The following is a 23,765-nucleotide window of genomic DNA, read 5'->3' as shown; positions in this document are numbered from 1 at the left end:
CTAGATGAGTTGTTAAAATAAACGACTATTAAATACAGGTAGTTAACATACTACACAACCAAGTCTCATAAGGTGGCTTCGCACCGCCTTCAAATAGAAAGAAGAATACTTTGAAATTTACAGATTTAAACCTATCAGAAGACATCCAATCAGCTGTTGTAGCTGCCGGTTTTGAAAAGCCATCACCTATCCAAGAGTTGACGATTCCACTCGCTCTTGAAGGTAAGGATGTTATCGGTCAGGCCCAAACTGGTACTGGTAAAACAGCTGCCTTTGGTTTGCCTACCCTAGATAAAATTCGTACAGAAGAAAATACAATCCAAGCCCTTGTGATTGCCCCAACACGTGAGTTGGCAGTGCAATCTCAAGAAGAGCTTTTCCGTTTTGGCCGTGATAAGGGCGTTAAGGTTCGCTCAGTCTACGGTGGCTCTAGCATTGAGAAACAAATCAAGGCCCTCCGTTCAGGTGCCCACATTGTAGTAGGGACACCAGGTCGTCTCCTTGACCTTATCAAACGTAAGGCTCTTAAACTCAATAATATCGAGACTTTGATTTTGGATGAAGCTGATGAAATGCTTAACATGGGCTTCCTTGAAGACATTGAAGCTATCATTAGCCGAGTACCAGAAGAACGTCAAACCCTTCTCTTCTCAGCAACTATGCCTGATGCCATCAAACGTATTGGCGTTCAGTTCATGAAAGATCCTGAGCATGTGAAAATCAAGGCTAAAGAATTGACCAATGTTAACGTTGACCAATACTTTATCCGAGTGAAGGAACAAGAGAAGTTCGATACCATGACTCGTCTTATGGATGTTGACCAACCTGAATTGTCAATCGTCTTTGGACGTACCAAACGTCGTGTGGATGAGTTGACACGTGGTTTGAAACTTCGAGGTTTCCGTGCAGAAGGTATCCACGGTGACCTTGACCAAAACAAACGTCTTCGTGTTATCCGTGACTTCAAGAACGACCAAATCGATATCTTGGTTGCCACAGACGTTGCGGCACGTGGTCTTGACATTTCCGGTGTTACTCACGTCTACAACTACGATATCCCACAAGACCCAGAAAGCTACGTTCACCGTATTGGACGTACAGGCCGTGCAGGCCAATCAGGTCAATCGATTACTTTCGTTGCTCCAAACGAAATGGGTTACTTGGGAATCATCGAAAACTTGACTAAGAAACGCATGAAAGGTCTTAAGCCACCAACAGCTCAAGAAGCCTTCCAGGCTAAGAAGAAAGTTGCCCTTAAGAAAATTGAACGTGACTTTGCGGATGAAGCTATCCGTTCTAACTTTGACAAGTTCAAGGGTGATGCGGTTAAATTGGCTCAAGAATTCACACCTGAAGAATTGGCCCTTTACATCTTGAGCTTGACCGTTCAAGATCCAGAGACAATGCCAGAAGTAGAAATTGCGCGTGAAAAACCATTGCCATTCAAACCATCAGGTGGTGGCTTTGGCGGTAAAGGCGGCAAAGGTGGCCGTGGCAACCGCGGTCGCGATAACAACCGTCGTGGTGGATACCGTGGCGACCGTAACCGCGATGACCGAGACGGTGGCCGTCGTGACTTCAAACGCAAGTCTAAGAAGAATAGCCGTGACTTCGAAAACCATGGCAACAAACGCCCACACCGTACTTCAAGTGAAAAGAAAAACGGCTTTGTTATCCGTAACAAGGGTGATAAGTAAGGATGAAAACGCTCTATGAAAATAGGGTGTTTTTTGCTATACTTAAGTGGATGAATTATCATGAGGTAGAGTTTATTAGGAATTAGAAAAACTTATGTAGGAGGATTATATTTCAGATATGGTAATAGTATCCGGTTTAGTTGGTGCCATTCTATCGGCCTTGATAGCAATTTATGTATCGCTTCTTGGTAGAAATTCTAGCCTAGATAGTAGTTCCAAATGGCGTGAGGGATTGCTAAATGTTGCTTCAAAGTATCAGTTGACAAAAGATGATGCTCAGAGGGTTAGATCTTCTTTGAGAATGTTTAAGCATGATAATAAAGATATAGTTGTTTTCTCATTTGATTGGTTTACAAATATCATGATTGTTGAGTTGGAAAGGATATTGTCAGAACCCTCTCAAAAATGCTCTCAAAAGTGTAAAAAATGTAGTAAAGAGTATTTTCTGAAATCAGATGATATAAAAGTCGTTAGGTTATTTGCTAATTTTTTACTTAAGTACCATTATGAGTATCAGAGTGAAATGGGACCTAATCAACTTATTCTAGGAAAGAAAAAAGAAATAATCAAGAGAATGACTTGGTTAGAGAAACATTTAAAGAATTATTTTATTTACGGGATGGAATTGTGAAAGGTATTTAAATATGTGGCTTAAAGTTGTAATTGGAATTGGAATTGGAATACTTATAATACTTGGTTATATCTTTTTGTGGAAAAAAATAGTTTCTTTTATAGAAAGAACTAAGCTAATCAGTAAATTACTATGTCAATTTTTTGTTGTTTTTGCTGTTCAGGATTTAATTTATGCAATATTAACAGAGAGCTTTCATAATAATGTAACTAAGAATAAGACCCATCTGGTTGGGTTATTTTATGATAATCCTTTGGAAAATGAATGGTTCTGGTTGATTCTAGCGGTGTCGTTAACATTCTATTGCTATCAGGTTTATAAAACAGGATGTAGAATTGAAAGAGACATCAAAAACAATGATTTAATTGAAAAAATTAATCCTATAAAAGGACTAGAAAAACTCCTTGAATTTGAAGAAACTTCTATTGATGAATTGAAAGAAAAGCAAAAAGAAGTAGATGATTTTATTACAAATTTACGGGAAAGATTGAATGAACTCTCACCTCAAGTAAATGCGAAATCTGAAGAGGCAAATCAAAAAGAAAAAGAAAAAAAAGCAAAAAGAAAAAAAGCAAAAAGAAGTAGAAGATTTTGTTTAAAATTTACAGGAAAGATTGAATGAACTCTCATCTCAAGTAAATGCGAAATCTGAAGAGGCAAATCAATCAGAATCAAATTAGTAATTCAAAAACACACGGTTATTTTTCCGTGTGTTCTTTGATATAAGCTAGTTTTTTCTCTCGGCTTTTTTCTTAAAGAGTGCTTCGGCGCTCATGGCTTCAGGCTTGCTGGCGAAGGCTTCTGAGTAGAGGAGTTTAACTGGTAGGCGAGCTCTGGTATACTTAGCGCCCTTGCCTGAGTTATGGGTTTTGAGGCGGCGTTCGACGTCTGTGGTGTAGCCTGTATAGAGGGTGCCGTCGGCACACTCAACCACATACATGTAGGCCTTGCTATCCTTTTCTGTCATCGTTTAGGACTCACCCTCAGCCTTTTTCCCAAAGTAAATCTCAAAGATTTCGTCGGTATAATCACCATTTTCCTTGTGCACAAAGAGAGGTGGGAGGATTTTCAAGCCATCTGTCGATCCGTCTTTTATGGCTTCAATCAGGAGCATATTAGCCTCACGTCCCATTTTAGGATAGATAAACTGGATGCGTTTAGGAGCTAGATTATACTGGCGCATGGTGTCGATGATATCCAAAAAGCGGTCAGGGCGATGCACCATGGCAATGCGTCCATTAGATTTGAGGGCATGACGAGCGACCCGGCAAATTTCTTCTAAATTTGTCGTGATTTCATGACGGGCCAAGAGGTAGTGCTCTGACAGATTTTTCTTGGAAGTTTCTGTCGCCTTAAAGTAGGGAGGGTTACAGAGGATAAGGTCCACCTGAGATCGTGGGGCATGGTCAAGCAAATTTTTCAGGTCGTCATTGACTACAGTCACCTGGTCCTCTAGTTGGTTGAGAGTGACGGAACGTTTGGCCATATCAGCCAGACGTTCTTGCAACTCAACTAAGGTAATCGGTGCCTCGGTGCGCGTGCTGGCAAAGAGCCCAACGGCACCATTTCCCGAACAGAGGTCAACGATTAATCCTTTCTTTGGAATTTTTGGGAACCGAGAGAGGAGGACGCTATCAATAGAGTAGCTGAAGACCTCCTTATTTTGAATGATTTTCACATCTGTGGAGAAGAGCTGGTCAATGCGTTCTCCATCTTTTAAAATTGGATTTGTCATAGTTTTTATTGTAACAAAAAACAGCTCCCAAAGGAACTGTTGCGAGTGATTACTCTAGGACACCGAAGGTATATCCTTGATTTTTGAAATATTCGATAATTTGTGGAAGGGTCTGAACAGTCAGCTCCTTACCAGCTGTATCGTGCATTAGTACAACTTTAACAGTAGTTTCAGGGAAATATTTCTGTGAACCATCCATATAAGCCATCATGCTTTCAGATGTGGTTGGACGAACAGAGAGTGGTTCTGCATCTCCACAGAGCATGTTCCAGTCAATCCACTGGACACCTTGTTTAGCAAGAGCTTGGTCGGTTCCCTCTAGGCCTTGCCATGACATATGACCACCAGGGTAACGGAAAATTCTTGTTTTGAAATCCTTACCTAAGATTGCCTTGAAATTAGCCATAGTTTGGTCGACCTCAGTAGTAATCTGACTTTGGTTAGGAACACGTCCTGGATAAAGCAGATTGAAGTTATGGCTAAGACTGTGGTTGGCAATGGCATGTCCTTCAGTAATTTGGCGTTTGAGGATGTCCCCATTTTCAGGGGTGATGGTATAGCCGATGTGGAAGAAGGTTGCGTGAACGCCATACTCTTTCAGAATATCCATGACTTGTGGTGTCAAAGTAGGATCAATCCCATCATCAAAGGTTAAAAAGACCACCTTACCCTTAACATCTTGAGACTTTCCTCGGATAGTGTTATTAACGGCAGTGACATCATAGGCGTAGTCAGACGCCTCAATGCTGTGGTTGCTTCCTTTTTTGAGTTGTGTTTTATCCTCTTTTTTAGCTTTTTTTGAAGAGCTACTTGAACCCTTAGACACTTGTTCGTTTTTTGGTGTCTTAACCATACGATTAACCTTAGAGTTTTGGTGCTGGAATAGGACAAAACCTAAAACAACAAGTACAGCAAGGTTAGCTATAATAAGACATATATTAAGTGTCTTTCGATTATTCCCTAAAATATCATTACTTCTTTTCATGATTACATTATATCTCAAACTAAGAGAAAGTGCCATAATGTTTTCATGTATTTTTGCATAATTTTTTTACTGGTATTTTACTGAAAAAAATGCGTTTTTCTAGTATAATATAAAAAATTGTAGAAAAAGAGGTAAAAACGTGTTTTACGCTTATTTACGTGGGCTTGTTGTCTTCCTTCTTTGGATTATTAATGGTAATGCCCATTATCACAATCGTGACAAGTTATTGAACAAGGATGAGAACTACATTTTGGTTGCTCCTCACAGGACTTGGTGGGACCCTGTTTATATGGCATTTTCAGCTCGCCCAAAGCAGTTTATTTTCATGGCTAAGAAAGAACTCTTCAAGAGTCGCATCTTTGGTTGGTGGATTCGTATGTGTGGGGCTTTCCCGATTGACCGTGAAAATCCTGGTCAGGAGGCTATTAAGTACCCTGTTAATATGCTTAAAAAGAGCAAGCGTAGTTTGATTATGTTCCCAAGTGGTAGCCGTCATTCTTCTGATGTTAAGGGTGGGGTTGCGGTTATCGCTAAAATGGCAAAAGTTAAAATTATGCCAGTTGTTTATCAAGGACCTCGTGAGCTTAAGGGTCTCTTGACAGGTGAACGTGTAGATATGAACTACGGAAATCCTATTGATATTTCGGATTTGAAGCGTTTGAATGATGAGAATATTCAAGAGGTTGCCCGTCGCATCCAGTCTGAATTTGATCGCCTTGATGAAGAAGCTTTGAGCTATCAAACAGGTAAGAAACCAAACCCATTGACCTATATCTACCGTGTACCACTTGGCCTTGTGGCTATCGTTGCGGTGATTTTAACAATGGCTTTCTCATACGTGGCTAGCTTTGTTTGGAATCCTGAAAAACACCGTGCCAAAGAGACACAAAAATAAGCAAAGGACTCTATCTGATGTCAATCTGATGGAGTTTTTTTATCCTTATGATATTTTTTCTAGATTTTTACGAATAAAAAGAAAAGATATCAATTAAGGAGAGTAGCGTGAAGAAAAAATTCTAGCTTATGTCAAAGACAATCGTCTTTTTGTGGGGATCATCAGTGTACTCTTGGTCATTTTTTGTCTCTTCCTGTGGCTGACTTGTGGCGCTGGAAATAGCATGGAGGCGGAAACGTCTTACACAGATATTTCTGCTCTATCAACCTCGTCTTCACAGAAAAGTTCAAAAGATCTTTCTGAAAGACCTGCTCAGTCAAAGACTGAGGCAACAGATACACAACGTGAGCAAGTAACTGTAGATGTCAAGGGGGCGGTGACAAAGCCAGGTGTGTATACGCTAAAAGCAAGTTCTCGGGTGACGGATGCTATCAAGGCAGCTGGAGGAATGACTGAGGATGCAGACACTAAGAGTGTCAATTTGGCCGCAAGTTTGTTAGATGAAGAAGTCATTTATGTGGCGAGCAAGGACGAAAATGTATCAGTGGTAGGCCAATCTGACTCAGGGGCGGCTTCTGATAAGGGAGGGAAAACGAGTCAAAAAGATGGCAAGATTAACCTCAATACTGCGACATCAGAGGAGCTACAAACCATTTCAGGAATTGGTGCCAAACGAGCAGAAGACATTATTGCCTATCGTGAAAGTCATGGTGGCTTCCAATCTGTGGATGATTTAAAAAATGTCTCAGGAATTGGCGATAAAACTTTAGAAAAAATCAGAGAATCGATTTATGTGGCTTAAAAAGGCTCCAGTCAATCTTTTTTCCTTGGCTCTTTTGATTGCCGCCCTTTATTTTACAATTTTTGCCACTAATCCCTATGCGATTGGGGCTTTTGTCTTTCTATTGCTGTGCTTCTTTAAGCATCATTGGAAGAACACAGTATCTCTTAAATTTGTTTGCATTATAGGTGCTTTCTTTCTAGCTTACTTTCTATTCCTGCATCATAGAGCTGCTATACAAGATAAACAAGCTCCTAGTGAAATCAAACAGGTAGTATTGGTTGCAGATACAATCTCGGTGAATGGTGAGCAATTATCAGCCATTGGTAAGGCAAAAGGGCAAACCTATCAGATTTTTTATCGACTTAAGTCAGAAAGGGAGCAACATTACTTTAAGACGGTTAGTCGGACACTTGTCTTAAGGGGGAAAATGAAGTTATCACCAGCAACGGATCAGCGGAATTTTCAAGGGTTTAATTATCAGTCTTACCTAGCTAGTCAGGGTATTTATCGTATTGCTAAGATTGAGCGCTTGGACAGTGTGGCGCCCCTGAAATCCATTTCTCCACTAACCTTTTTTCATCAACTGCGAAGGAAGGCCCTGGTTCATATTCAGACACATTTTCCTAATCCGATGAGACACTATATGACAGGCCTACTCTTTGGGTATTTGGACAAAGAGTTTGACGAGCAGAGCCAGCTCTATACTAGCTTGGGGATTATTCATCTTTTTGCACTTTCAGGCATGCAGGTGGGCTTTTTCCTAGGATGGTTTCGCTATGGTCTTTTACGTCTTGGTCTTCCTAAAGACTATCTTTTTATCATCTTAGTGCCATTTTCACTTTTTTATGGGCTAATGACAGGATGGACAGCTTCGGTACTAAGGTCCTTAATACAAAGTCTTTTGGCTGAGTTAGGTTTTAAAAAGCTTGATAATATGGGAATGACTCTACTTCTTTTATTTCTCTTTTTACCCCATTTTCTTTTAACAGTGGGAGGTATATTAAGTTGTTCTTACGCTTTCTTGTTGTGCTTATTTGATTTTGAGGAGTTGTCCTCTCTGAAGAAGTCAGTCTATACGAGTCTAGTATTGAGTCTAGGAATCTTGCCATTTCTAACTTACTATTACGGGACCTTTCAACCCCTTAGTTTAGTCTTGACGGCCCTATTCTCCATACTTTTTGATAGCTTTCTCTTACCTGTCTTGACGGTTTTCTTTGCACTCTCGGGCTTTCTTGTCCTGACTCAGCTCAATCCGCTTTTTGAATGGATGGAATCCCTTTTAATTTGGATACAATCTTGGCTTGGTCAGCCATTGGTTTTAGGGAAACCCAGTCTCTTTCAGTTCGGCTTGATGATAGCCGTCTTAATTTTTCTCTTTGATTTTTGGAAAAAGCCTCAGATAAGGATTTGTCTTTTAATCGCTTTTAGTCTTTTGATGATTTGGGTCAAACATCCCTTGACTAATGAGGTAACTGTGGTAGATGTTGGTCAGGGAGATAGTATTTTTTTGAGAAGTGTAAAAGGTGAGACAGTTCTGATTGATGTAGGTGGTAAGGTGACTTTTGGCTCTAAGGAAAAGTGGCAAGAGGGTAGCCAGATGAGCAATGCTGAGAAAACCTTGATTCCCTACCTGCAGGCTAGAGGAGTGTCTAGTATCGATCATTTGGTTCTTACTCATACGGATACAGATCATATTGGCGATTTGGAGGAAGTGGTTAAGCGGTTTAAGATTAAGGAAGTCTGTGTTAGTCAGGGATTCTTGACTAAGACTAGTTTTGTTAAACGCCTTCAGGAACTGAAGCGGCCAGTCCGTCCTCTAAAGGCTGGTGATAAATTGCCCATAATGGGAAATCATTTACAGGTTCTGTATCCTCAAAAAGTCGGTGATGGTGGCAATAATGACTCCATTGTCCTCTATGGAAAATTATTAGGGACTAGCTTTCTTTTTACAGGTGATTTGGAAAAAGAGGGTGAGAAGGAGTTGATAGATAGCTATCCTAATTTAAAAGTAAGTGTGCTTAAGGCTGGACACCACGGATCAAAAGGGTCTTCGTCTGAAATGTTTTTGAACCAGATACAGCCCTCAATCGCTCTTATTTCAGCTGGCGAACATAATCGCTATAAGCATCCTAATGAGGAAACACTAGAGCGTTTTAAGGAGCGAAACATTAGAGTTTTACGAACAGACCAGGATGGTGCTATACGGTTTAAGGGATGGTTCAAACTATCAAGTGAAACTGTCCGATAATTGTTTTACTTCTTAATTTGTCATGCCCCTCAATCTATGGTAGAATTAAAAGGCTAATATTCCAGTATAAGAAAGATTGAACAGTATGCGTAAAATTATTATCAATGGGGGTAAGAAACTTCAAGGAGAAGTTACAGTATCTGGGGCTAAAAATTCGGTTGTTGCTTTAATCCCGGCCATCATTTTATCGGATGGGGTAGTGACTTTGGACGGTGTTCCAGCGATTAGTGATGTCGATAATCTAATTGAAATTATCGAGTTAATGGGTGGTTCGGTTAAGCGTGATGGCGAAACACTTGAGATTGATCCTCGAGGCGTCAAAGATATGCCGATGCCATTTGGTAAGATTAGTAGACTCCGTGCTTCTTATTATTTCTATGGCAGCTTGATTGGTCGTTATGGTCAAGCTACAGTGGGACTTCCTGGAGGATGTGACTTAGGTCCACGTCCTATTGACCTTCACCTAAAGGCTTTTGAAGCTATGGGCGCTACGATTTCCTATGAAGCCGAGTCTATGCGTATTGCCACTGAGGAAGGTCAACGTATTAGAGGAGCTCATGTCTATATGGACACCGTGAGTGTCGGAGCGACCATTAATACCATGTTGGCTGCGTCTAAGGCTCAAGGACGTACTGTTATTGAAAATGCAGCGCGTGAACCTGAGATTATTGACGTCGCAACCTTGCTCAATAATATGGGAGCACATGTCCGTGGTGCTGGTACTGAGGTTATCACGATTGATGGCGTTGATAGCTTGCACGGTACTCGTCACCAAGTTATTCCAGACCGCATCGAAGCAGGTTCATACATTGCTATGGCAGCAGCAATTGGTAAGGGAATTAAGATTAAAAATGTTCTTTATGAGCATCTCGAGAGTTTCATTGCTAAGCTTGAGTCAATGGGTGTTCGTATGACAGTTGAAGAGGATTCTATCTTTGTCGAAGAACAATTTGATTTAAAACCAGTGGATATTAAGACATCACCTTATCCAGGCTTTGCGACTGATTTACAACAACCCATGACTCCCTTATTGTTGAAAGCGGGAGGCCGAGGAAAAATCATTGATACCATTTATGAAAAGCGTGTGAATCACGTTCCTGAACTTGCTCGTATGGGAGCAGATATTCAGGTGCTTGGTGGTCAAATTGTTTATAATGGTCCGACACAATTTTCTGGTGCCCAAGTCAAGGCGAGTGATTTGCGTGCAGGTGCAGCACTTGTTACAGCAGGCCTAATGGCGGACGGTCAGACTGAAATCACGAATATTGAGTATATCCTTCGTGGGTATTCAAATATCATCGAAAAACTTTCTGATCTGGGTGCAGATATTACTTTGATCGAAGATTAAGTCTAAGGTTCAATCCCTTGTGGTTGAGCCTTTTTCCATTCTTAAAACTGTGTTATAATACTTTCATGGATATATGGACTAGTCTGGGGGCTTTTGCCTTCTTTGAGTCAGAACGCCTTTCTTTTAGGCCACTCATCTTTTCAGATCGATTTGATTTGCACGAAATAGTGTCAAATCCACAGAACCTACGCTTTTTCTTTCCATCAACCAAAACTCAGCTGGAGACGGATTGCCTTTTGGTCCATTATTTCATGAAAGAACCTTTGGGTGTTTGGGCCATTTTGGATAAAGAGTCGAGTAAGATGATTGGTGTTATTCGTTTTGAAAAGATAGATGTCCAGAAACGGACTGCCGAACTTGGTTATTTTTTGAATGTCTCTTTCTGGGAACGAGGTCTAATGACGGAGGCAGTCACTTGTCTAACGGATTTAGCCTTATCAGCTATGGGAATGGAACGTATCATTCTTATAGCCCATTTGGAAAATAAAGCATCTATTCGTGTGGCAGAAAAGTCTGGTTTTAAACTCGTGTCTCGCTTTAAGGGAGCCGATAGATACACCCGTGCCATGCGTGATTATCTCCGCTTTGAGAAGGAGGAGAATAGTGAGTAAACATCAAGAAATTCTAGATTATTTAGAGGCTCTGCCTATCGGTAAGCGTGTCAGTGTACGTAGTATTTCTAACCACTTGCAGGTGTCTGATGGAACAGCCTACCGAGCCATTAAAGAGGCTGAAAATCGAGGATTGGTAGAGACTCGGCCTCGTAGCGGTACTGTTCGCATTGAAAAGAAAGTTCAAGTACGTCTTGACAAGTTAACTTTTGCAGAGATTGCTGAGATTACAGAGTCTGAAGTTATTTCTGGTCACGAAGGTTTGGACCGTGTTTTCAGTAAGTTTTACATTGGTGCCATGACTATTGAAAATATCACGCGTTATTTAACAAAGGGAGATTTGCTTATTGTTGGGGACCGTGAAGATATTCAATTATTGGCCCTTGAGCATAATAATGCTATCCTAGTAACAGGGGGATTTCAAGTTTCTGAGCGGGTTAAGGAACTTTCTCGTTTGAGACAATTTCCAGTCATGGTTACAACCTATGATACCTTTACTGTGGCAACGATGATTAACCAGGCCCTGTCAAATGTACGGATTAAAACAGATATCAAGCCAGTCGCTCAGGTTTATACAAGACGAGAAGATTACACTTACATGACTCCTGAAATGACTGTTAGGGATTATCAGAATGTGGTTAAGCGGACTAATCTCGTTCGTTTCCCGATTGTGTCTGATGACAATCAGGTTGTTGGAATTGTGACCATGCGTGATGTGGCTAACCAGCATCCAACGACCATGCTTAAAGCTATTATGACAAAACCTACGGTTACCAGACTTGAGACTAGTTTAGCGACCGTGGCTCAAAAGATGATTTTCGAAGACTATGATATGATTCCTGTTGTGGATGACGAAAAACATTATCTAGGGACGATCACCCGTCGACAGGTTTTAGAGGAACTTCAAGACAATAATCGTGGCGATTTGCACACCTTTAGCGATCAAATGATAGCTAATCTGAACCAAGACAAGCATGCCTTTAACTTTGAGGTGGAACCAACCATGATTGATAATTCTGGTAACCTTACCCAAGGTGTTCTTGCGGAGATGGTTAAGGAAGTAGTTTATCGAATCATGGAAAAACAGGCGCAGAAGGGCTTAGTGATTGAAGAGATGATGTTTTACTTTCTTCAAGCGGCTCAGATTGATGATAAGGTAACGATTACCCCGAGTATTATTGCTGAGACCAGACGTAGAGCCCATCTGGACCTTATGGTTACTCATGGGAATCATACCGTCTGCAAATCAGTTGTTGTGGTTAAGAAAACATAGTAATGAATAAAAATAAAAGATATAAAGAAAACGGAGAAAACAATGATTACATTAAAATCAGCACGTGAAATTGAAGCAATGGATAAGGCAGGAGATTTTCTTGCCAGCATCCACATTGGTCTACGTGACCTCTTGAAACCAGGAGTGGATATGTGGGAAGTAGAAGAGTATGTGCGTCGTCGCTGTAAAGAAGAAAATGTTCTTCCTCTTCAAATTGGAGTTGAAGGAAGCGTTATAGATTATCCTTATGCTACTTGTTGTTCCCTTAATGATGAAGTAGCACACGCCTTTCCACGTCACTATACTTTGAAAGATGGCGACCTTTTGAAAGTTGATATGGTCTTGTCAGAACCTCTTGACAAATCCATTCTTGATGTATCAAAATTGAACTTTGACAATGTTGCTCAAGTTAAAAAGTACACAGAATCTTACACTGGTGGTTTGGCTGACTCATGTTGGGCTTATGCGATTGGGACACCTTCTGATGAAGTTAAAAACCTTATGGAAGTAACTCGTGAGGCTATGTACCTTGGTATTGAACAAGCGGTAGTTGGTAACCGTATCGGTGATATCGGTGCAGCTATTCAAGAATATGCTGAAAGTCGTGGTTACGGGGTTGTTCGTGATTTGGTTGGACATGGTGTTGGACCAACAATGCACGAAGAACCAATGGTTCCTAACTATGGGGTAGCTGGACGTGGTCTCCGCCTTAAAGAAGGAATGGTCTTGACCATCGAGCCAATGATTAACACAGGAACTTGGGAAATTGATACAGACCTTAAAACGGGTTGGGCACATAAAACGCTTGATGGCGGTCTTTCCTGCCAATACGAACACCAATTTGTGATTACCAAAGATGGTCCAGTCATTTTGACTTCTCAAGGCCAAGAAAGAACTTATTAGTATGAAACGACAAGGCATAATGGCCCGTCTCCTAGATAGGCTTCAATGGCGACCTTTGCAGGTTTACCTTAGACATTATCGTAGTGCAGAGATAGATATTTCTACTATTGCCGTGGCTTATTATTTGATTTTGACGGTCTTTCCGCTCATTGTCATTGCAGCCAATGTCTTTCCCTATCTGAATATTGATACCACTGATCTCTTGAATTTTATGAGTGAGCATCTTCCCAAGCAGTTTTATGCTCCTGCAGCCAATGTTGTCAAGGATGTCTTCTCCACACCTTCTGGACAATTATTGGGAGTGGCCTCTTTGACAGGATTTTGGACCATGATTAAGTCCTTATCATCACTTCAAAAGGCCATTAATAAGGTATATGGTGCCTCAGAACACCGAGATGTCTTTATCAGTCATATCATTGGTGGACTCTTGAGTTTGGTTATCTTGTTTTTGCTGACCTTTGCGCTTATGTTATCCACAATTGTTCAGTCGGTCCTTCGAGTTATCAATCAGACCTATCCTATTGGGTCTAACCTGACTCAACTGATTTTGAATAGTATTCAGCCCTTGAGCGTTGCAGTGGTATTTCTGGGAGTAATGGTACTTTATTTCATTCTTCCAAATGTGAAGATTCGAAAAATTCGTTATATCATGCCTGGGACTATTTTTACAACCTTGGTGATTGGGTATTTGAGCAATTTGTTTGGGACCTATGTGATTCGTACGCTGAGTCGATTGGTTGATATCAAGTTATTCGGGTCAATTATGATCTTCGTCTTCATGCTTTGGTTTATCTTTTTAGCAAGGATTTTGATTCTGGGGGCTATTTTTAACGCAACCTATCAGGAACTTAAACAAGGTGAACTACACAGCCGAAGAGGAGATGTGCTTACCATTATTCATAGTTTTTCAGGAGATGGTAATGATAGCACAAAACACAAAAAAGACGAGGACAATTCTTAGATGCTAAAGAGAGCTTGGCGAGGTCCAGGCTCTTTTGGCGGGAATGAGTTCTTGTCAAAGAAAAAATAGAGAGATTGTAGAGGAAAAAATGAAAAATCAAACTATTCGTGATTTAACTCATATTGCTATTGTGGCAGCACTTTATGTGGTCTTGACCATTGTGCCACCTTTTAATCTGATTTCGTATGGTCCATACCAGTTTCGAATTGCAGAAATGTTTAATCTTTTGGGATTTTATAATCGCAAGTATATCATTGCTGTGACCTTGGGATGTTTGATTGCCAACTTCTTTAGTTTTAACATGATTGATGTGGTCGTTGGTAGTCTCTCAACCTTGGTTTTTGTCGGCTCAGGTGTTCATTTCTTTGACCGCTTTAAGAATCAAGATATTTTTGGAGGTCTTTTTGACAAGGCCCAGGTCTATTTTGCCCTTTATTTTTCATTCTTCATGGTGACTATTGCTGCTGAGTTGACCTTGGTGGCTCATGCTCCGTTTTGGGCAACTTGGTTCTCTGTAGCTATGGGAGAATTGGCTTCACTCTTGGTCGGTGCCATTCTTATCAAAAAATTAGCCAAAGTGATTGATTTTGTTTCCTAAATTAACGTCTGTAAAGGCGTTTTTTGTTGCTTTTATGATAAAATGTTCCTATGGAAAAACGAATGAAAGAGCTGGTTGCCAAACTTAACCAGTATGCAAAAGAGTATTATACTGAAGATGATCCCTCGGTATCAGATGCCGAGTATGATAAGCTCTATCGTGAACTTGTAGCTTTAGAGGCTGAGCACCCCGAGCTTGTTCAAGCAGATAGTCCGACTCATCGTGTGGGAGGTTTGGTCCTTGATGGTTTTGAGAAATACCAACATGAGTATCCCCTTTATAGTTTGCAGGATGCTTTTTCTCGAGAAGAACTGGATACCTTTGATAAGAGAGTTAAGGACGAATTTCCTAATGCTGATTATATGGCTGAACTCAAAATCGATGGTCTTTCTATCTCGTTGACCTATGTGAATGGTATTCTACAAGTCGGTGCGACACGTGGTGATGGTTCAGTTGGTGAAAATATCACTGAAAATGTCAAGCGTATCTCAGATATTCCACTGAAGTTGGATCAACCGCTTAACATTACTGTGCGTGGGGAATGTTATTTGCCACGTGCTGAATTCGAACGCATCAATACCCAACGCCAAGAAAATGGTGAGGCAGAATTTGCCAATCCTCGTAACGCTGCTGCAGGGACCCTTCGTCAATTGGATACTAAAGTGGTGGCTGAGCGTCGTTTGGCGACTTTCCTTTATCAGGAAGCCAGTCCGACGGAACGCTTGACGCAAAATGATGTCTTGAATGAGGTGACAGAACTTGGATTTTCAGTTAATCCACGTCGTATTGTCACTTCATCGATGGATGAGATTTGGGACTTTATTCAAGCTGTCGGTCAGGATCGTGATCACTTGGCCTACGACATTGATGGTGTTGTCATTAAGGTCAATAGTTTGGCCATGCAAGAAGAACTAGGCTTTACAGTTAAGGCACCACGTTGGGCTATTGCTTATAAATTCCCGGCTGAGGAAAAGGAAGCCGAGCTTCTTTCTGTGGACTGGCAAGTGGGTCGAACGGGTGTGGTAACGCCGACGGCTAATTTGACGCCGGTACAATTGGCAGGGACCACAGTTAGCCGAGCCACCCTTCACAATGTGGATTATATTGCTGAAAAAGATATTCGCATTGGTGATACTGTTATTGTCTACAAGGCAGGTGATATTATCCCTGCTGTACTCCGTGTAGTAGAAAGTAAGCGTACAACACAAGAACCAATGCAAGTGCCGACGCAATGTCCATCGTGTGGCAGTGATCTCTTGCATTTTGAAGATGAAGTTGCCCTACGTTGTATCAATCCTTCTTGTCCTGCTCAGATCAAAGAAGGCCTGATTCATTTCGCCTCCCGTGATGCCATGAACATCGCAGGTATGGGACCTTCAGTGGTTGAAAAGCTCTTTCAAGCTGAATTGGTAAAGGATGTGGCTGATATCTATGGATTGAACAGCCAGGATTTCCTCCAGCTAGAAGGCTTCAAGGAAAAATCTGCCGAGAAACTTTATGCTGCCATTCAAACGTCAAAAGAAAACTCTGCTGAGAAATTACTCTATGGCTTGGGCATTCGTCATGTCGGTGCTAAAGTAAGCAAGCAGTTGCTGGAAGCTTTTGAAACGATCAAGGATTTGGCAAGCGCTGATGTTGAGGCCATTGCAGCTGTCGATGGATTAGGGGAGGTTATCGCCAAGTCTATTCAACGTTATTTCGTCAAGGAGGAGGTTAAAGTTCTTTTGAAAGAACTAGAATCCTATGGCATTAATATGGCCTATCTTGGGCAAAAAGTTGCAGACAATGCCATTTTGTCTGGAAAGACGGTAGTTTTGACAGGTAAATTGGAACATCTTAAACGTAGCGAAGCAAAAGCAAAACTAGAGGCCTTAGGTGCCAAGGTGACAGGATCTGTCTCTAAGAAAACAGATTTAGTGGTTGCCGGTAGTGATGCTGGAAGTAAGTTGGAAAAAGCACAAAGCCTAGGCATTGATGTAGTGGATGAGGCTTGGTTGCTGAATTTATAGGAGTTCAATATGAAACAAAAACGTGCCCGCTTAATTTATAATCCAACATCTGGGCAAGAAATTATGAAGAAAAATGTTGCTGAGGTATTGGATATTTTGGAAGGTGCTGGTTTTGAAACGTCAGCTTTTCAAACAACACCAGATGAAAACTCAGCCAAAAATGAGGCCACTCGTGCCGCTAAAGCAGGTTTTGACTTGGTCATTGCTGCCGGTGGTGATGGAACGATTAACGAAGTGGTTTCTGGGATTGCTCCGCTCAAAATACGCCCACAAATGGCAGTGATTCCAACAGGAACAACGAATGACTTTGCGCGTGCTTTGAAGATTCCAAGAGGGAATCCTGTTGAAGCAGCCAAAGTCATTGCCAAAAAACAAACCCTGCAGATGGACATTGGTCGTGCCTATGATGATAAATACTTCATCAACATTGCGGCTGCAGGTTCCTTTACCGAATTAACCTATAGTGTTCCTAGTCGATTGAAGACGGTCCTTGGTTACTTGGCTTATCTGGTTAAAGGAGCTGAGCTGTTGCCTCAAGTTAAGAAGGTTCCAGTTCGCATTACACATGATGAGGGCGTCTTTGAAGGTGGCATTTCTATGATTTTCGTTGCCCTGACCAATTCGGTCGGTGGTTTTGAAACGATTGCTCCGGATGCTAAACTGGACGATGGTAAATTTACCCTAATCATGGTTAAAACAGCCAACCTTTTTGAGCTGGTTGACCTTATTCGACAGGTTCTTCAAGGTGGGAAACACATCTATGATAAGAGAGTTGCTTATATCAAAACCAGTTCGCTAGATATCGAGCCCTTAGGTGAAGATCGTATGATGATTAATCTCGATGGAGAATATGGTGGAGACGCCCCTATTCATCTGCAAAATCTTAAGAATCACATTGAATTCTATGCAAATATTGATGAAATCTCTGACGATGCCATCACGCTTCCTGACACCGATGAATTGGCTCTCGAAGCCATCGCACAAAAATTCAGTAGTGAAGCTGAAAAAATTGAAAATGATTAAATGACAGACAGAATTTCGGTTTATGCTAACTTCGATTGTAAAGCAAGGATTTATTGCCAATCATGTGTCGCCTTCTTAGTTTTTGACACATTTAAATCGTCTGTCTACCTTCTAAAGCAACCTGCTTCAGGTTGCTTTTTTAGTATTTCTATAGAAAATAACGTTTTCATTTGTTACAATAGTAAAAACCAGTAAAATTTTCTGGAGTGTATCTTGGGGAGGGGTGAGAAGCTTAATAAGGAAAAGGACAGTCATTTCAATGATAATGACATAATAAAGAGTGAGAATTCTTTTGAGTCGGCTTTTAGTGATAAAGGACCTGAGCTCGAGTCTGCTTTTCAGGAGGAAAAAGCTGAAAAGCGGTATGTCTTTCTCACTTTTGTTTCTCCAATGATACTTTTACTCGTAAGCTTGGTATCAGCTATTTTATCTTGAAAGCATCAGCCAGTAATCTTGTATTTAGCTGTGATTATTGCCTGCTTCGTGCTTTCTATCATTATCCTCAGGCTAGGGCTAAAAATGAGAAGGTTTCTCTGGGCGTCCATTGTTCTTGCATTGATTGGGCTAACATTCATTGCCACTTTGGGCGGTTCTATTTATTGAGAAACCATGAAAAAATACAGGATGATTCAGCAGGCATCTCAGTCGGAGAATAAAGCTGATAGTGATGATCCTCAGGATTACGAAGATGCGTCTGCGGCTTATAACTGGACTGAAGAAGACTTTGAGAATTTGAAGCCTAAGAAAGATACACTGTGCTCAATTATTAAACGCCACGGTAAGGCAAAATATGTCGAGCTGGAGTCCAGTGGTTTAAAGGTAGAATATAGCCGGGGAGATGAAAAAGAGTATATTGATCTCACTTTTGTCAAAAATAAAGAAGGTCAATTTGTTTATGATGGTGGAACAGCGACTTATCCACCTGATGGCGTCACGGTAGTTGATAATTATAGTAGTGACTGGACAAAAGAACAGCTTAATCGGTTACGTACTAAAGACCAAGAAATTTTTGGGCCAGCAACACCCTTGTCTGAGGTAGTGAGGGAACACCCTCAGGCAGACAGCGCTCAGAGGCGCATAAGCGTGCATTCTTCAGGAGCTATGCATAAGACAGTTGATCTTGATTATACTGTTCAGAATAGCTCTATTAAGAAAGCAAAATTTTTAAGACTATCTTTTGAGTACAATGAGGAGAAGAAGGATTATTATCTGAGTTATAATTCTGCTTCTCGTTACTCTTGGTGAAGGACTTATGATAATGAAATAATTATTCATTAGACAGCAATTTTTTTAGTAATAAGAGATTCAATTATAAAGGGGGATTTTATAATGACAGCATCAAAAACCAAACGTCTCTTGTATTTTATGTCCGAATTGGAAAAGGGAAATGACATTTCAAAAACGGACTATCTGGCTCGCTTTGGCATTAGCGAGCGTACACTTAAAGAGGATGTTAGCGAACTTAAGGACAATTTGTCAGAGCTACGTCCTAATATGAAAGTAAAATATTCTAGGAAATATGGTTCCTACCATGCCCAATATGAGCAAGGATATGGTAATCTGAAATATAATCAAGCAGTTATCTTGTCTAAAATTCTTTTGGAGAGTCGTGCCCTTCGAAAAGATGAGGTATCAGAAATTATTAACATCTTTGTTGAGAGGGCTGTAGACGACAAGGAACGCAGACGCATCAAACAATTGACTGAGTTAGAGCTAGATAGTTATCAAGAATTGAAGATTTATCAAAATCAAGATAAGTCACTCTTACCAGCTATTTCAGCGATTTTTGATGCCATTGTGGACCAACGGCCTTTGGCTTTCAGTTATCGTAAACCTGGAGAAAAAGTGGAGGAATATAAGGTCTTTCCGATTTCTGTTATCTTCGACAACCACTATTTTTACTGTATTTCCTATAAATTGGATGATAACTTTACCTGTGATTATCAGTTCTCTGAAATCCGTTATTTCCGTGTTGATCGTTTCCAGACCATTCATAAATCTGAAAATAAGGTTGCCTTCACGCTCAGTCCAGAGCAAGAGGATCGTTTGATTACAGACGAGCAAGTGCGCTATCAGGCTTTCTCAATGCTTTCGGGAAATGAATGGGTTCGCATTACTTTTGAATATACGGGTCTCTACCGTGATGTCTTGGAGTCTGATATTCCCAAACTAAATCTTCTTGAAGAGACGATTAATGACGGTGTTGACAAGGCTCGCTATGAGATTGAAACCTTTAGTTTATTGGGTTTCCAAAAGTATATCCAACGTTTTGATGGAGATTTCGTTTTTCTAAAGATTGAAACAATAGATAACAAGTGAAAAAGGTTTTCAGGCGACTGAATGCCTTTTTGTTTCGGACAAGGAGGTTCTATTTATGTTAAAATAGATTTGTGGAAACGTTATCATTTTCATAAGGAGGGAAAGTATGAAAGAAAAGAAAAAGAAATGCAAAGACAGGTTATGACTCTCTTGGGGATTTTGATTTTTGCCTTTGTCAATGTGTTTATCTTTGATGATAAGATGGGCGCTGGATTTTCTGCCTTTTCAACCATTACCCTGATGAGCATCGGACTATTGTCTAAGCGCACCAGCCTGCGAGTTTTGGCCATTATTTCCTATCTCATCAATGTTGTTGCGGCTATTTTTGGTTTCAATTATGTTGGTTTTCTAACAGCCGTTCAGGCTATCGAGCTTATTTTCATTATTTGGTATCTTTACCCACGTGACAGTTTTCTTGGACGGGATATAACGGATAAGTACACCTACCGTTTTCGTTGGATTCACCTGCTTCTCACTATTTTAGTGTCGATTGGAGGCTATATTGTCTTTGCGGTTGTCTCTAGTATTTGGAATGGTTCTTTCTTGGAATATGGTGGGAACACAGCCCTTATCTTTGCCATGCAATATTTGCTTTTTATAAGTATCACTAAGTCACGGCAGGACGAACCGACTAAGATTGCGCATTATTTTCAGAAGGAGCGCCGTACGAGGGAAATGAAGGCAGCAATAGAAGCTGAACGTTTGGCCAAAGAGAGAGCTCTTGCAAGGGCTTTTGAGGTACCTCTGAAGGCTCCTAGTCAAACAGCTGAAAAATTTGGTAGTAACATGATCAAATTCGCTTCTGTTTGGCTATTGGTAATGGACATGTCCATCTTGGCTTACTTCTTCCGTCCAAATGATGTTGGTTTCGGTTTTGGTGCTTTCTTTGTTCTCTTGACTATTGTCTTGTCTTTGATTTTCAAATCAGAGGAAGACAAGGAGGATGTTTTCTCTATCATCTACCACAAGATTCGTCCTATCCAACCTATTTTCTTCATTCTGCTCTTGATTGCTCACGCTCATAAGTTTAGCTACGGTGCTGCTTACGCTCTCTTGTTCTCAGCTGCTTATTTCTTCTGGGCAATCAATAAGATTAATATGAAGACCCTCTTAACCTTTACGGTTGTCATTTATTTCTTCCCAGTCTTTGGATATCTCTCTAACCCTTACCGACTTGGTGCTGAAAATCTTAAGATGGTGGGTGAATTGGTGACAGATCGTAATAAGTCCAATACCTTTTATGTTGGCTATTATTGGTCACTTCTAGGATTGCAGGATGATGGTGAGTATGAAGGTGTGCCTCTGTCTTGGCAGGCTGCTAAGTTTGTAAATACTGTGATTTTATCTGCTAATGAGAGTAAAACCTCAGGTTTTTTCTATGAAAATAATCATGGCGACTATATCTATGATTTACACCTAGCCAATAACAAGGGGACAATTAAGGTAACAACGGGTTCTGGAAAGGCTAAAAAAGAATTCCAATTCATGGACTTTGGCAGAACCTATTATAAGTATGAAAAATTGAAAAAATCGGATAACCAAAAGCGTTACAAAAATTTTTATGAGGTAGGGACTGTTACAACTAAGTTGGGAACCTATAATCTTTATCTCGAAATGGACCAAGATTGGGTTGATGACTATCAAAAAGACCCGACTAATGTTGACTACCGTTTACTTATCTTTGGCGACAAACTCACACCAAAAGAAGCTTACGAAAGAGCATATCATTACTAAACAAAAATATCTCTGCAATGTGCAGAGATATTTTTGTTAGTCTTTGTATCCACGTTTGGATAACTCTCTTACAAGGACAGCTCCCAAGATTGACGGTACTAATTGTCCTAGGAGGAGATTGAAAACGAGAGCAAGATAAGGAAGTTTAAGTAAGGCACTAAGCCAGATAGGTACTACTAAGGATGGAACGAGTAGGATTGGGAGAATGATAAACCAGCTAGACAGCTTAGCTTTACGGATGAGATAGATGCTACCAGTTGCCAGAAAGCTGGCACAGAATCCACCGACAACATCAATCAATCCTAGACCACCAAAAGAGTTAGCAATAGCATTTGCGAGACTGAGGGGAACAACCAAAAATGGGAAAATATAGGTTAATCCATATAGAGCAGTGGCCAGACGCATTTGGACAGCACCAAAGGAAATGGCTTGTGACACAAAGAGAATAGCGATGTAAAGAGCCATGATAATAGCTGACAGAACGAGTTTTTGAGTGGTATTCAGTTTAGTTTTCATTAGTTCTCCTTAATTGGGCATAGTAAAAGAGTAGTAGTTCTACTCTTTTTAGGGATTTAGGTCTAGAGTTGTTTTATAAGTCAATCTCCAAGACAATAGGTGTGTGGTCTTGGCGATCACCAGAGTCAATCATGTCTGATTTTGTGACCTTATCGGCAATACGGTTTGAAGTTAACCAGTAGTCAATTCTCCAGCCTGTATTATTGATTTTAGATGTTTTGCTACGTTGGGCCCACCATGTGTAGGCACCTGTAACATCGCCATTGAGATGACGGTAGGTATCTGTGAAACCTTTGGCAAGGAGGTTGGTGAAGCCAGCACGTTCTTCATCTGTAAAGCCTGGTGAACGACGATTACTTGAAGGATTGGCCAAGTCGATTTCCTTGTGGGCAACATTATAGTCGCCAGTCGCAAGGACTGGTTTCTGGGCGTCCAATTCGGCTAGGTAATCCGCATATTTTTCATCCCAGATTTGACGTTCAAGCAGACGTTTGAGACCATCACCAGCATTTGGTGTGTAGACCTGTGTCACAAAGAAATTGTCAAATTCGAGAGTGATGATGCGCCCTTCACAGTCCATAGTTGAAGGCGCCCCAATTTCAGGATAAGTAATGACTGGTGTCAATTCTTTTTTATACAAGAACATGGTTCCAGCATAACCTTTACGGGCGGGTTCAACAGATGAACGCCAAGTATTGACATAGTCAGGGAAGTAGTCTTCCAAGATTTGCAGATGCTTTTTGGTAGGACCTTTAGCAGATAATTTTGTCTCTTGAATAGCAATGACGTCTGCATTTTCAGCGACCAAGGTATCGATGACTGTGCGTGATAATTGAGCGCGTGCAGAATCACTAGTAAGAGCGGCATTTAGGGAATCAATATTCCAAGAAATTAATTTCATGTGTACAGTTTCCTTCTTTGGATTTTTCTTATCTATTGTAGCAGAAAATAAGATGTCAGGCGAGTTATGGGATTGTTAAGAACAACTTGGAGGAGTATAATTTATCTTATATTGAGAGGTGATAATCAATGAAAAAACAAACACGCATTTATGATTTATTTTGGGTTCTCTTTTTGCTGCAAATCATCCTTACAATCATAATTTGGTGGTCACAGGGGCTAGTGCTTCCTCTGGTCGTTTTTCCGGGGGTGAGTTTCTGCTTCCTGCTTTATTTGGCTCTTTGTCAACTGTAGTGGGTGACGAAAAGCTAACATCTAGAGAGAACCTGATAGGTTTTCTCTTTTTGTATGTTCAGAGTGATGAAAACACGCTTCCTAAAGTTAATAAAGTTTCTAAAACCGAAGCCCAGACGTTTAATATCTTTGATAAGCTTATTGGTGCCCTCCAATTTTGCATTTGAGTAATGTGTTTCTAGCGCATTTTTGATGTATGGTTTGTGTCTAAGGAAGGTCCTAAAGACAGTTTTGAAGTAATGATTAACCTTGCTTATATTCTCCTCTATTTACCAAAAAAACTCATCTTCCCTCTCCTCCT

General features: G+C 40.6%; 21 protein-coding genes and 2 pseudogenes. 17 read left to right on the top strand and 6 right to left on the bottom strand.

What is annotated here, in order from left to right; genetic code table 11:
• Window positions 1–110: 110 nt before the first annotated feature.
• From HSISS3_RS08780 to HSISS3_RS08770, 3 genes are all read left to right on the top strand, one after another.
• Window positions 111–1,697, top strand: a complete 1,587-nt coding sequence (locus HSISS3_RS08780) for a DEAD/DEAH box helicase (RefSeq protein ID WP_008535313.1) — start codon at window positions 111–113, stop codon at window positions 1,695–1,697.
• 118 nt (window positions 1,698–1,815) lie between these two features.
• Window positions 1,816–2,328, top strand: a complete 513-nt coding sequence (locus tag HSISS3_RS08775) for a hypothetical protein (protein WP_042771975.1) — start codon at window positions 1,816–1,818, stop codon at window positions 2,326–2,328.
• A 13-nt stretch (window positions 2,329–2,341) separates the two neighbouring features.
• Window positions 2,342–2,950 carry a hypothetical protein gene (locus tag HSISS3_RS08770; RefSeq protein WP_021152426.1) on the top strand — a complete coding sequence of 203 codons (609 nt, stop codon included), beginning with the start codon at window positions 2,342–2,344 and terminating at the stop codon, window positions 2,948–2,950.
• A 76-nt stretch (window positions 2,951–3,026) separates the two neighbouring features.
• On the opposite strand, the pseudogene HSISS3_RS08765 reads toward HSISS3_RS08770, so the two are convergent.
• The 3 genes and pseudogenes from HSISS3_RS08765 to HSISS3_RS08755 all read right to left on the bottom strand — a co-directional run bounded on the left by HSISS3_RS08765 (window position 3,027) and on the right by HSISS3_RS08755 (window position 5,084).
• Window positions 3,027–3,295: pseudogene (locus tag HSISS3_RS08765) on the bottom strand (GIY-YIG nuclease family protein).
• Window positions 3,296–3,298: 3 nt separating this feature from the next.
• Entirely contained in the window at window positions 3,299–4,063 is a 765-nt protein-coding gene (locus HSISS3_RS08760) for a tRNA1(Val) (adenine(37)-N6)-methyltransferase (protein WP_021146315.1), read from the bottom strand.
• Window positions 4,064–4,112: 49 nt separating this feature from the next.
• Window positions 4,113–5,084, bottom strand: coding sequence for a polysaccharide deacetylase family protein (locus HSISS3_RS08755; RefSeq protein WP_042771974.1), 972 nt, complete (start codon window positions 5,082–5,084; stop codon window positions 4,113–4,115).
• Between the two features lie 103 nt (window positions 5,085–5,187).
• Here HSISS3_RS08755 and HSISS3_RS08750 point away from each other — a divergent pair, with 103 nt between their 5' ends.
• The 14 genes from HSISS3_RS08750 (at window position 5,188) to HSISS3_RS08680 (ending at window position 21,754) form a co-directional block, all read left to right on the top strand.
• A complete protein-coding gene (locus tag HSISS3_RS08750; RefSeq protein WP_008535307.1) occupies window positions 5,188–5,943 on the top strand; it encodes a lysophospholipid acyltransferase family protein in 756 nt (251 codons plus the stop codon).
• 118 nt (window positions 5,944–6,061) lie between these two features.
• A complete protein-coding gene (locus tag HSISS3_RS08745; RefSeq protein WP_042771972.1) occupies window positions 6,062–6,745 on the top strand; it encodes a helix-hairpin-helix domain-containing protein in 684 nt (227 codons plus the stop codon).
• A complete protein-coding gene (locus HSISS3_RS08740; RefSeq protein WP_021152422.1) occupies window positions 6,735–8,975 on the top strand; it encodes a DNA internalization-related competence protein ComEC/Rec2 in 2,241 nt (746 codons plus the stop codon). Before HSISS3_RS08745 ends, HSISS3_RS08740 begins: the two co-directional genes overlap by 11 nt.
• 85 nt (window positions 8,976–9,060) lie before the next feature.
• On the top strand, window positions 9,061–10,323 hold the full coding sequence (locus tag HSISS3_RS08735; protein ID WP_021152421.1) for a UDP-N-acetylglucosamine 1-carboxyvinyltransferase: 1,263 nt from the start codon (window positions 9,061–9,063) through the stop codon (window positions 10,321–10,323).
• Between the two features lie 65 nt (window positions 10,324–10,388).
• Window positions 10,389–10,934, top strand: a complete 546-nt coding sequence (locus HSISS3_RS08730) for a GNAT family N-acetyltransferase (protein WP_042767107.1) — start codon at window positions 10,389–10,391, stop codon at window positions 10,932–10,934.
• Window positions 10,927–12,207, top strand: coding sequence for a CBS-HotDog domain-containing transcription factor SpxR (gene spxR / locus HSISS3_RS08725; RefSeq protein WP_021146308.1), 1,281 nt, complete (start codon window positions 10,927–10,929; stop codon window positions 12,205–12,207). Before HSISS3_RS08730 ends, spxR begins: the two co-directional genes overlap by 8 nt.
• A gap of 42 nt (window positions 12,208–12,249) precedes the next feature.
• Window positions 12,250–13,110, top strand: coding sequence for a methionyl aminopeptidase (locus HSISS3_RS08720; protein WP_021152420.1), 861 nt, complete (start codon window positions 12,250–12,252; stop codon window positions 13,108–13,110).
• A gap of 1 nt (window position 13,111) precedes the next feature.
• The gene (locus HSISS3_RS08715) at window positions 13,112–14,071 is read left to right on the top strand and encodes a YihY/virulence factor BrkB family protein (RefSeq protein WP_008535299.1); all 960 of its coding nucleotides are present in this window, start codon (window positions 13,112–13,114) and stop codon (window positions 14,069–14,071) included.
• Between the two features lie 88 nt (window positions 14,072–14,159).
• Window positions 14,160–14,669, top strand: coding sequence for a QueT transporter family protein (locus HSISS3_RS08710; RefSeq protein WP_037612389.1), 510 nt, complete (start codon window positions 14,160–14,162; stop codon window positions 14,667–14,669).
• 50 nt (window positions 14,670–14,719) lie between these two features.
• Window positions 14,720–16,678 (top strand): NAD-dependent DNA ligase LigA, encoded by a 1,959-nt coding sequence (ligA, locus tag HSISS3_RS08705; protein ID WP_042771969.1) that lies wholly within the window; start codon window positions 14,720–14,722, stop codon window positions 16,676–16,678.
• A 9-nt stretch (window positions 16,679–16,687) separates the two neighbouring features.
• On the top strand, window positions 16,688–17,701 hold the full coding sequence (locus HSISS3_RS08700; RefSeq protein ID WP_021152416.1) for a diacylglycerol kinase: 1,014 nt from the start codon (window positions 16,688–16,690) through the stop codon (window positions 17,699–17,701).
• Between the two features lie 609 nt (window positions 17,702–18,310).
• A complete protein-coding gene (locus tag HSISS3_RS08690; RefSeq protein WP_021152415.1) occupies window positions 18,311–18,946 on the top strand; it encodes a hypothetical protein in 636 nt (211 codons plus the stop codon).
• An 84-nt stretch (window positions 18,947–19,030) separates the two neighbouring features.
• Window positions 19,031–20,020: a helix-turn-helix transcriptional regulator gene (locus HSISS3_RS08685; protein ID WP_021152414.1), complete on the top strand. Its 990-nt coding sequence runs from the start codon at window positions 19,031–19,033 to the stop codon at window positions 20,018–20,020.
• A 21-nt stretch (window positions 20,021–20,041) separates the two neighbouring features.
• Window positions 20,042–21,754, top strand: coding sequence for a hypothetical protein (locus tag HSISS3_RS08680; RefSeq protein ID WP_021152413.1), 1,713 nt, complete (start codon window positions 20,042–20,044; stop codon window positions 21,752–21,754).
• A 36-nt stretch (window positions 21,755–21,790) separates the two neighbouring features.
• Here HSISS3_RS08680 and HSISS3_RS08675 read toward each other — a convergent pair whose 3' ends face one another.
• The 3 genes and pseudogenes from HSISS3_RS08675 to HSISS3_RS11780 form a co-directional block, all read right to left on the bottom strand.
• The gene (locus HSISS3_RS08675; RefSeq protein ID WP_021146300.1) at window positions 21,791–22,270 is read right to left on the bottom strand and encodes a QueT transporter family protein; all 480 of its coding nucleotides are present in this window, start codon (window positions 22,268–22,270) and stop codon (window positions 21,791–21,793) included.
• Between the two features lie 73 nt (window positions 22,271–22,343).
• Window positions 22,344–23,171 carry an exodeoxyribonuclease III gene (locus HSISS3_RS08670; RefSeq protein WP_021152412.1) on the bottom strand — a complete coding sequence of 276 codons (828 nt, stop codon included), beginning with the start codon at window positions 23,169–23,171 and terminating at the stop codon, window positions 22,344–22,346.
• A 314-nt stretch (window positions 23,172–23,485) separates the two neighbouring features.
• Window positions 23,486–23,765, bottom strand: a pseudogene (locus tag HSISS3_RS11780) (transposase); the annotation flags it as partial.

The organism is Streptococcus sp. HSISS3 (assembly GCF_000448605.1).
GTDB classification, from domain to species: Bacteria; Bacillota; Bacilli; order Lactobacillales; family Streptococcaceae; genus Streptococcus; species Streptococcus raffinosi.
Note: the sequence above shows the minus strand (reverse complement) of the source record. Positions and strands in the feature narration are given on the sequence as shown.

Bases quoted from the DNA above. Each gene is read 5' to 3' on its own strand.
- HSISS3_RS08670 (WP_021152412.1), bottom strand. From the start codon at position 23,171: ATGAAATTAATTTCTTGGAATATTGATTCCCTAAATGCCGCTCTTACT.
- HSISS3_RS08755 (WP_042771974.1), bottom strand. From the start codon at position 5,084: ATGGCACTTTCTCTTAGTTTGAGATATAATGTAATCATGAAAAGAAGT.
- HSISS3_RS08680 (WP_021152413.1), top strand. From the start codon at position 20,042: ATGCCTTTTTGTTTCGGACAAGGAGGTTCTATTTATGTTAAAATAGAT.
- HSISS3_RS08720 (WP_021152420.1), top strand. From the start codon at position 12,250: ATGATTACATTAAAATCAGCACGTGAAATTGAAGCAATGGATAAGGCA.
- HSISS3_RS08775 (WP_042771975.1), top strand. From the start codon at position 1,816: ATGGTAATAGTATCCGGTTTAGTTGGTGCCATTCTATCGGCCTTGATA.
- HSISS3_RS08675 (WP_021146300.1), bottom strand. From the start codon at position 22,270: ATGAAAACTAAACTGAATACCACTCAAAAACTCGTTCTGTCAGCTATT.
- HSISS3_RS08735 (WP_021152421.1), top strand. From the start codon at position 9,061: ATGCGTAAAATTATTATCAATGGGGGTAAGAAACTTCAAGGAGAAGTT.
- HSISS3_RS08715 (WP_008535299.1), top strand. From the start codon at position 13,112: ATGAAACGACAAGGCATAATGGCCCGTCTCCTAGATAGGCTTCAATGG.
- HSISS3_RS08760 (WP_021146315.1), bottom strand. From the start codon at position 4,063: ATGACAAATCCAATTTTAAAAGATGGAGAACGCATTGACCAGCTCTTC.
- HSISS3_RS08770 (WP_021152426.1), top strand. From the start codon at position 2,342: ATGTGGCTTAAAGTTGTAATTGGAATTGGAATTGGAATACTTATAATA.
- HSISS3_RS08710 (WP_037612389.1), top strand. From the start codon at position 14,160: ATGAAAAATCAAACTATTCGTGATTTAACTCATATTGCTATTGTGGCA.
- HSISS3_RS08740 (WP_021152422.1), top strand. From the start codon at position 6,735: ATGTGGCTTAAAAAGGCTCCAGTCAATCTTTTTTCCTTGGCTCTTTTG.
- ligA (WP_042771969.1), top strand. From the start codon at position 14,720: ATGGAAAAACGAATGAAAGAGCTGGTTGCCAAACTTAACCAGTATGCA.
- HSISS3_RS08700 (WP_021152416.1), top strand. From the start codon at position 16,688: ATGAAACAAAAACGTGCCCGCTTAATTTATAATCCAACATCTGGGCAA.
- HSISS3_RS08685 (WP_021152414.1), top strand. From the start codon at position 19,031: ATGACAGCATCAAAAACCAAACGTCTCTTGTATTTTATGTCCGAATTG.
- HSISS3_RS08730 (WP_042767107.1), top strand. From the start codon at position 10,389: ATGGATATATGGACTAGTCTGGGGGCTTTTGCCTTCTTTGAGTCAGAA.
- HSISS3_RS08690 (WP_021152415.1), top strand. From the start codon at position 18,311: ATGAAAAAATACAGGATGATTCAGCAGGCATCTCAGTCGGAGAATAAA.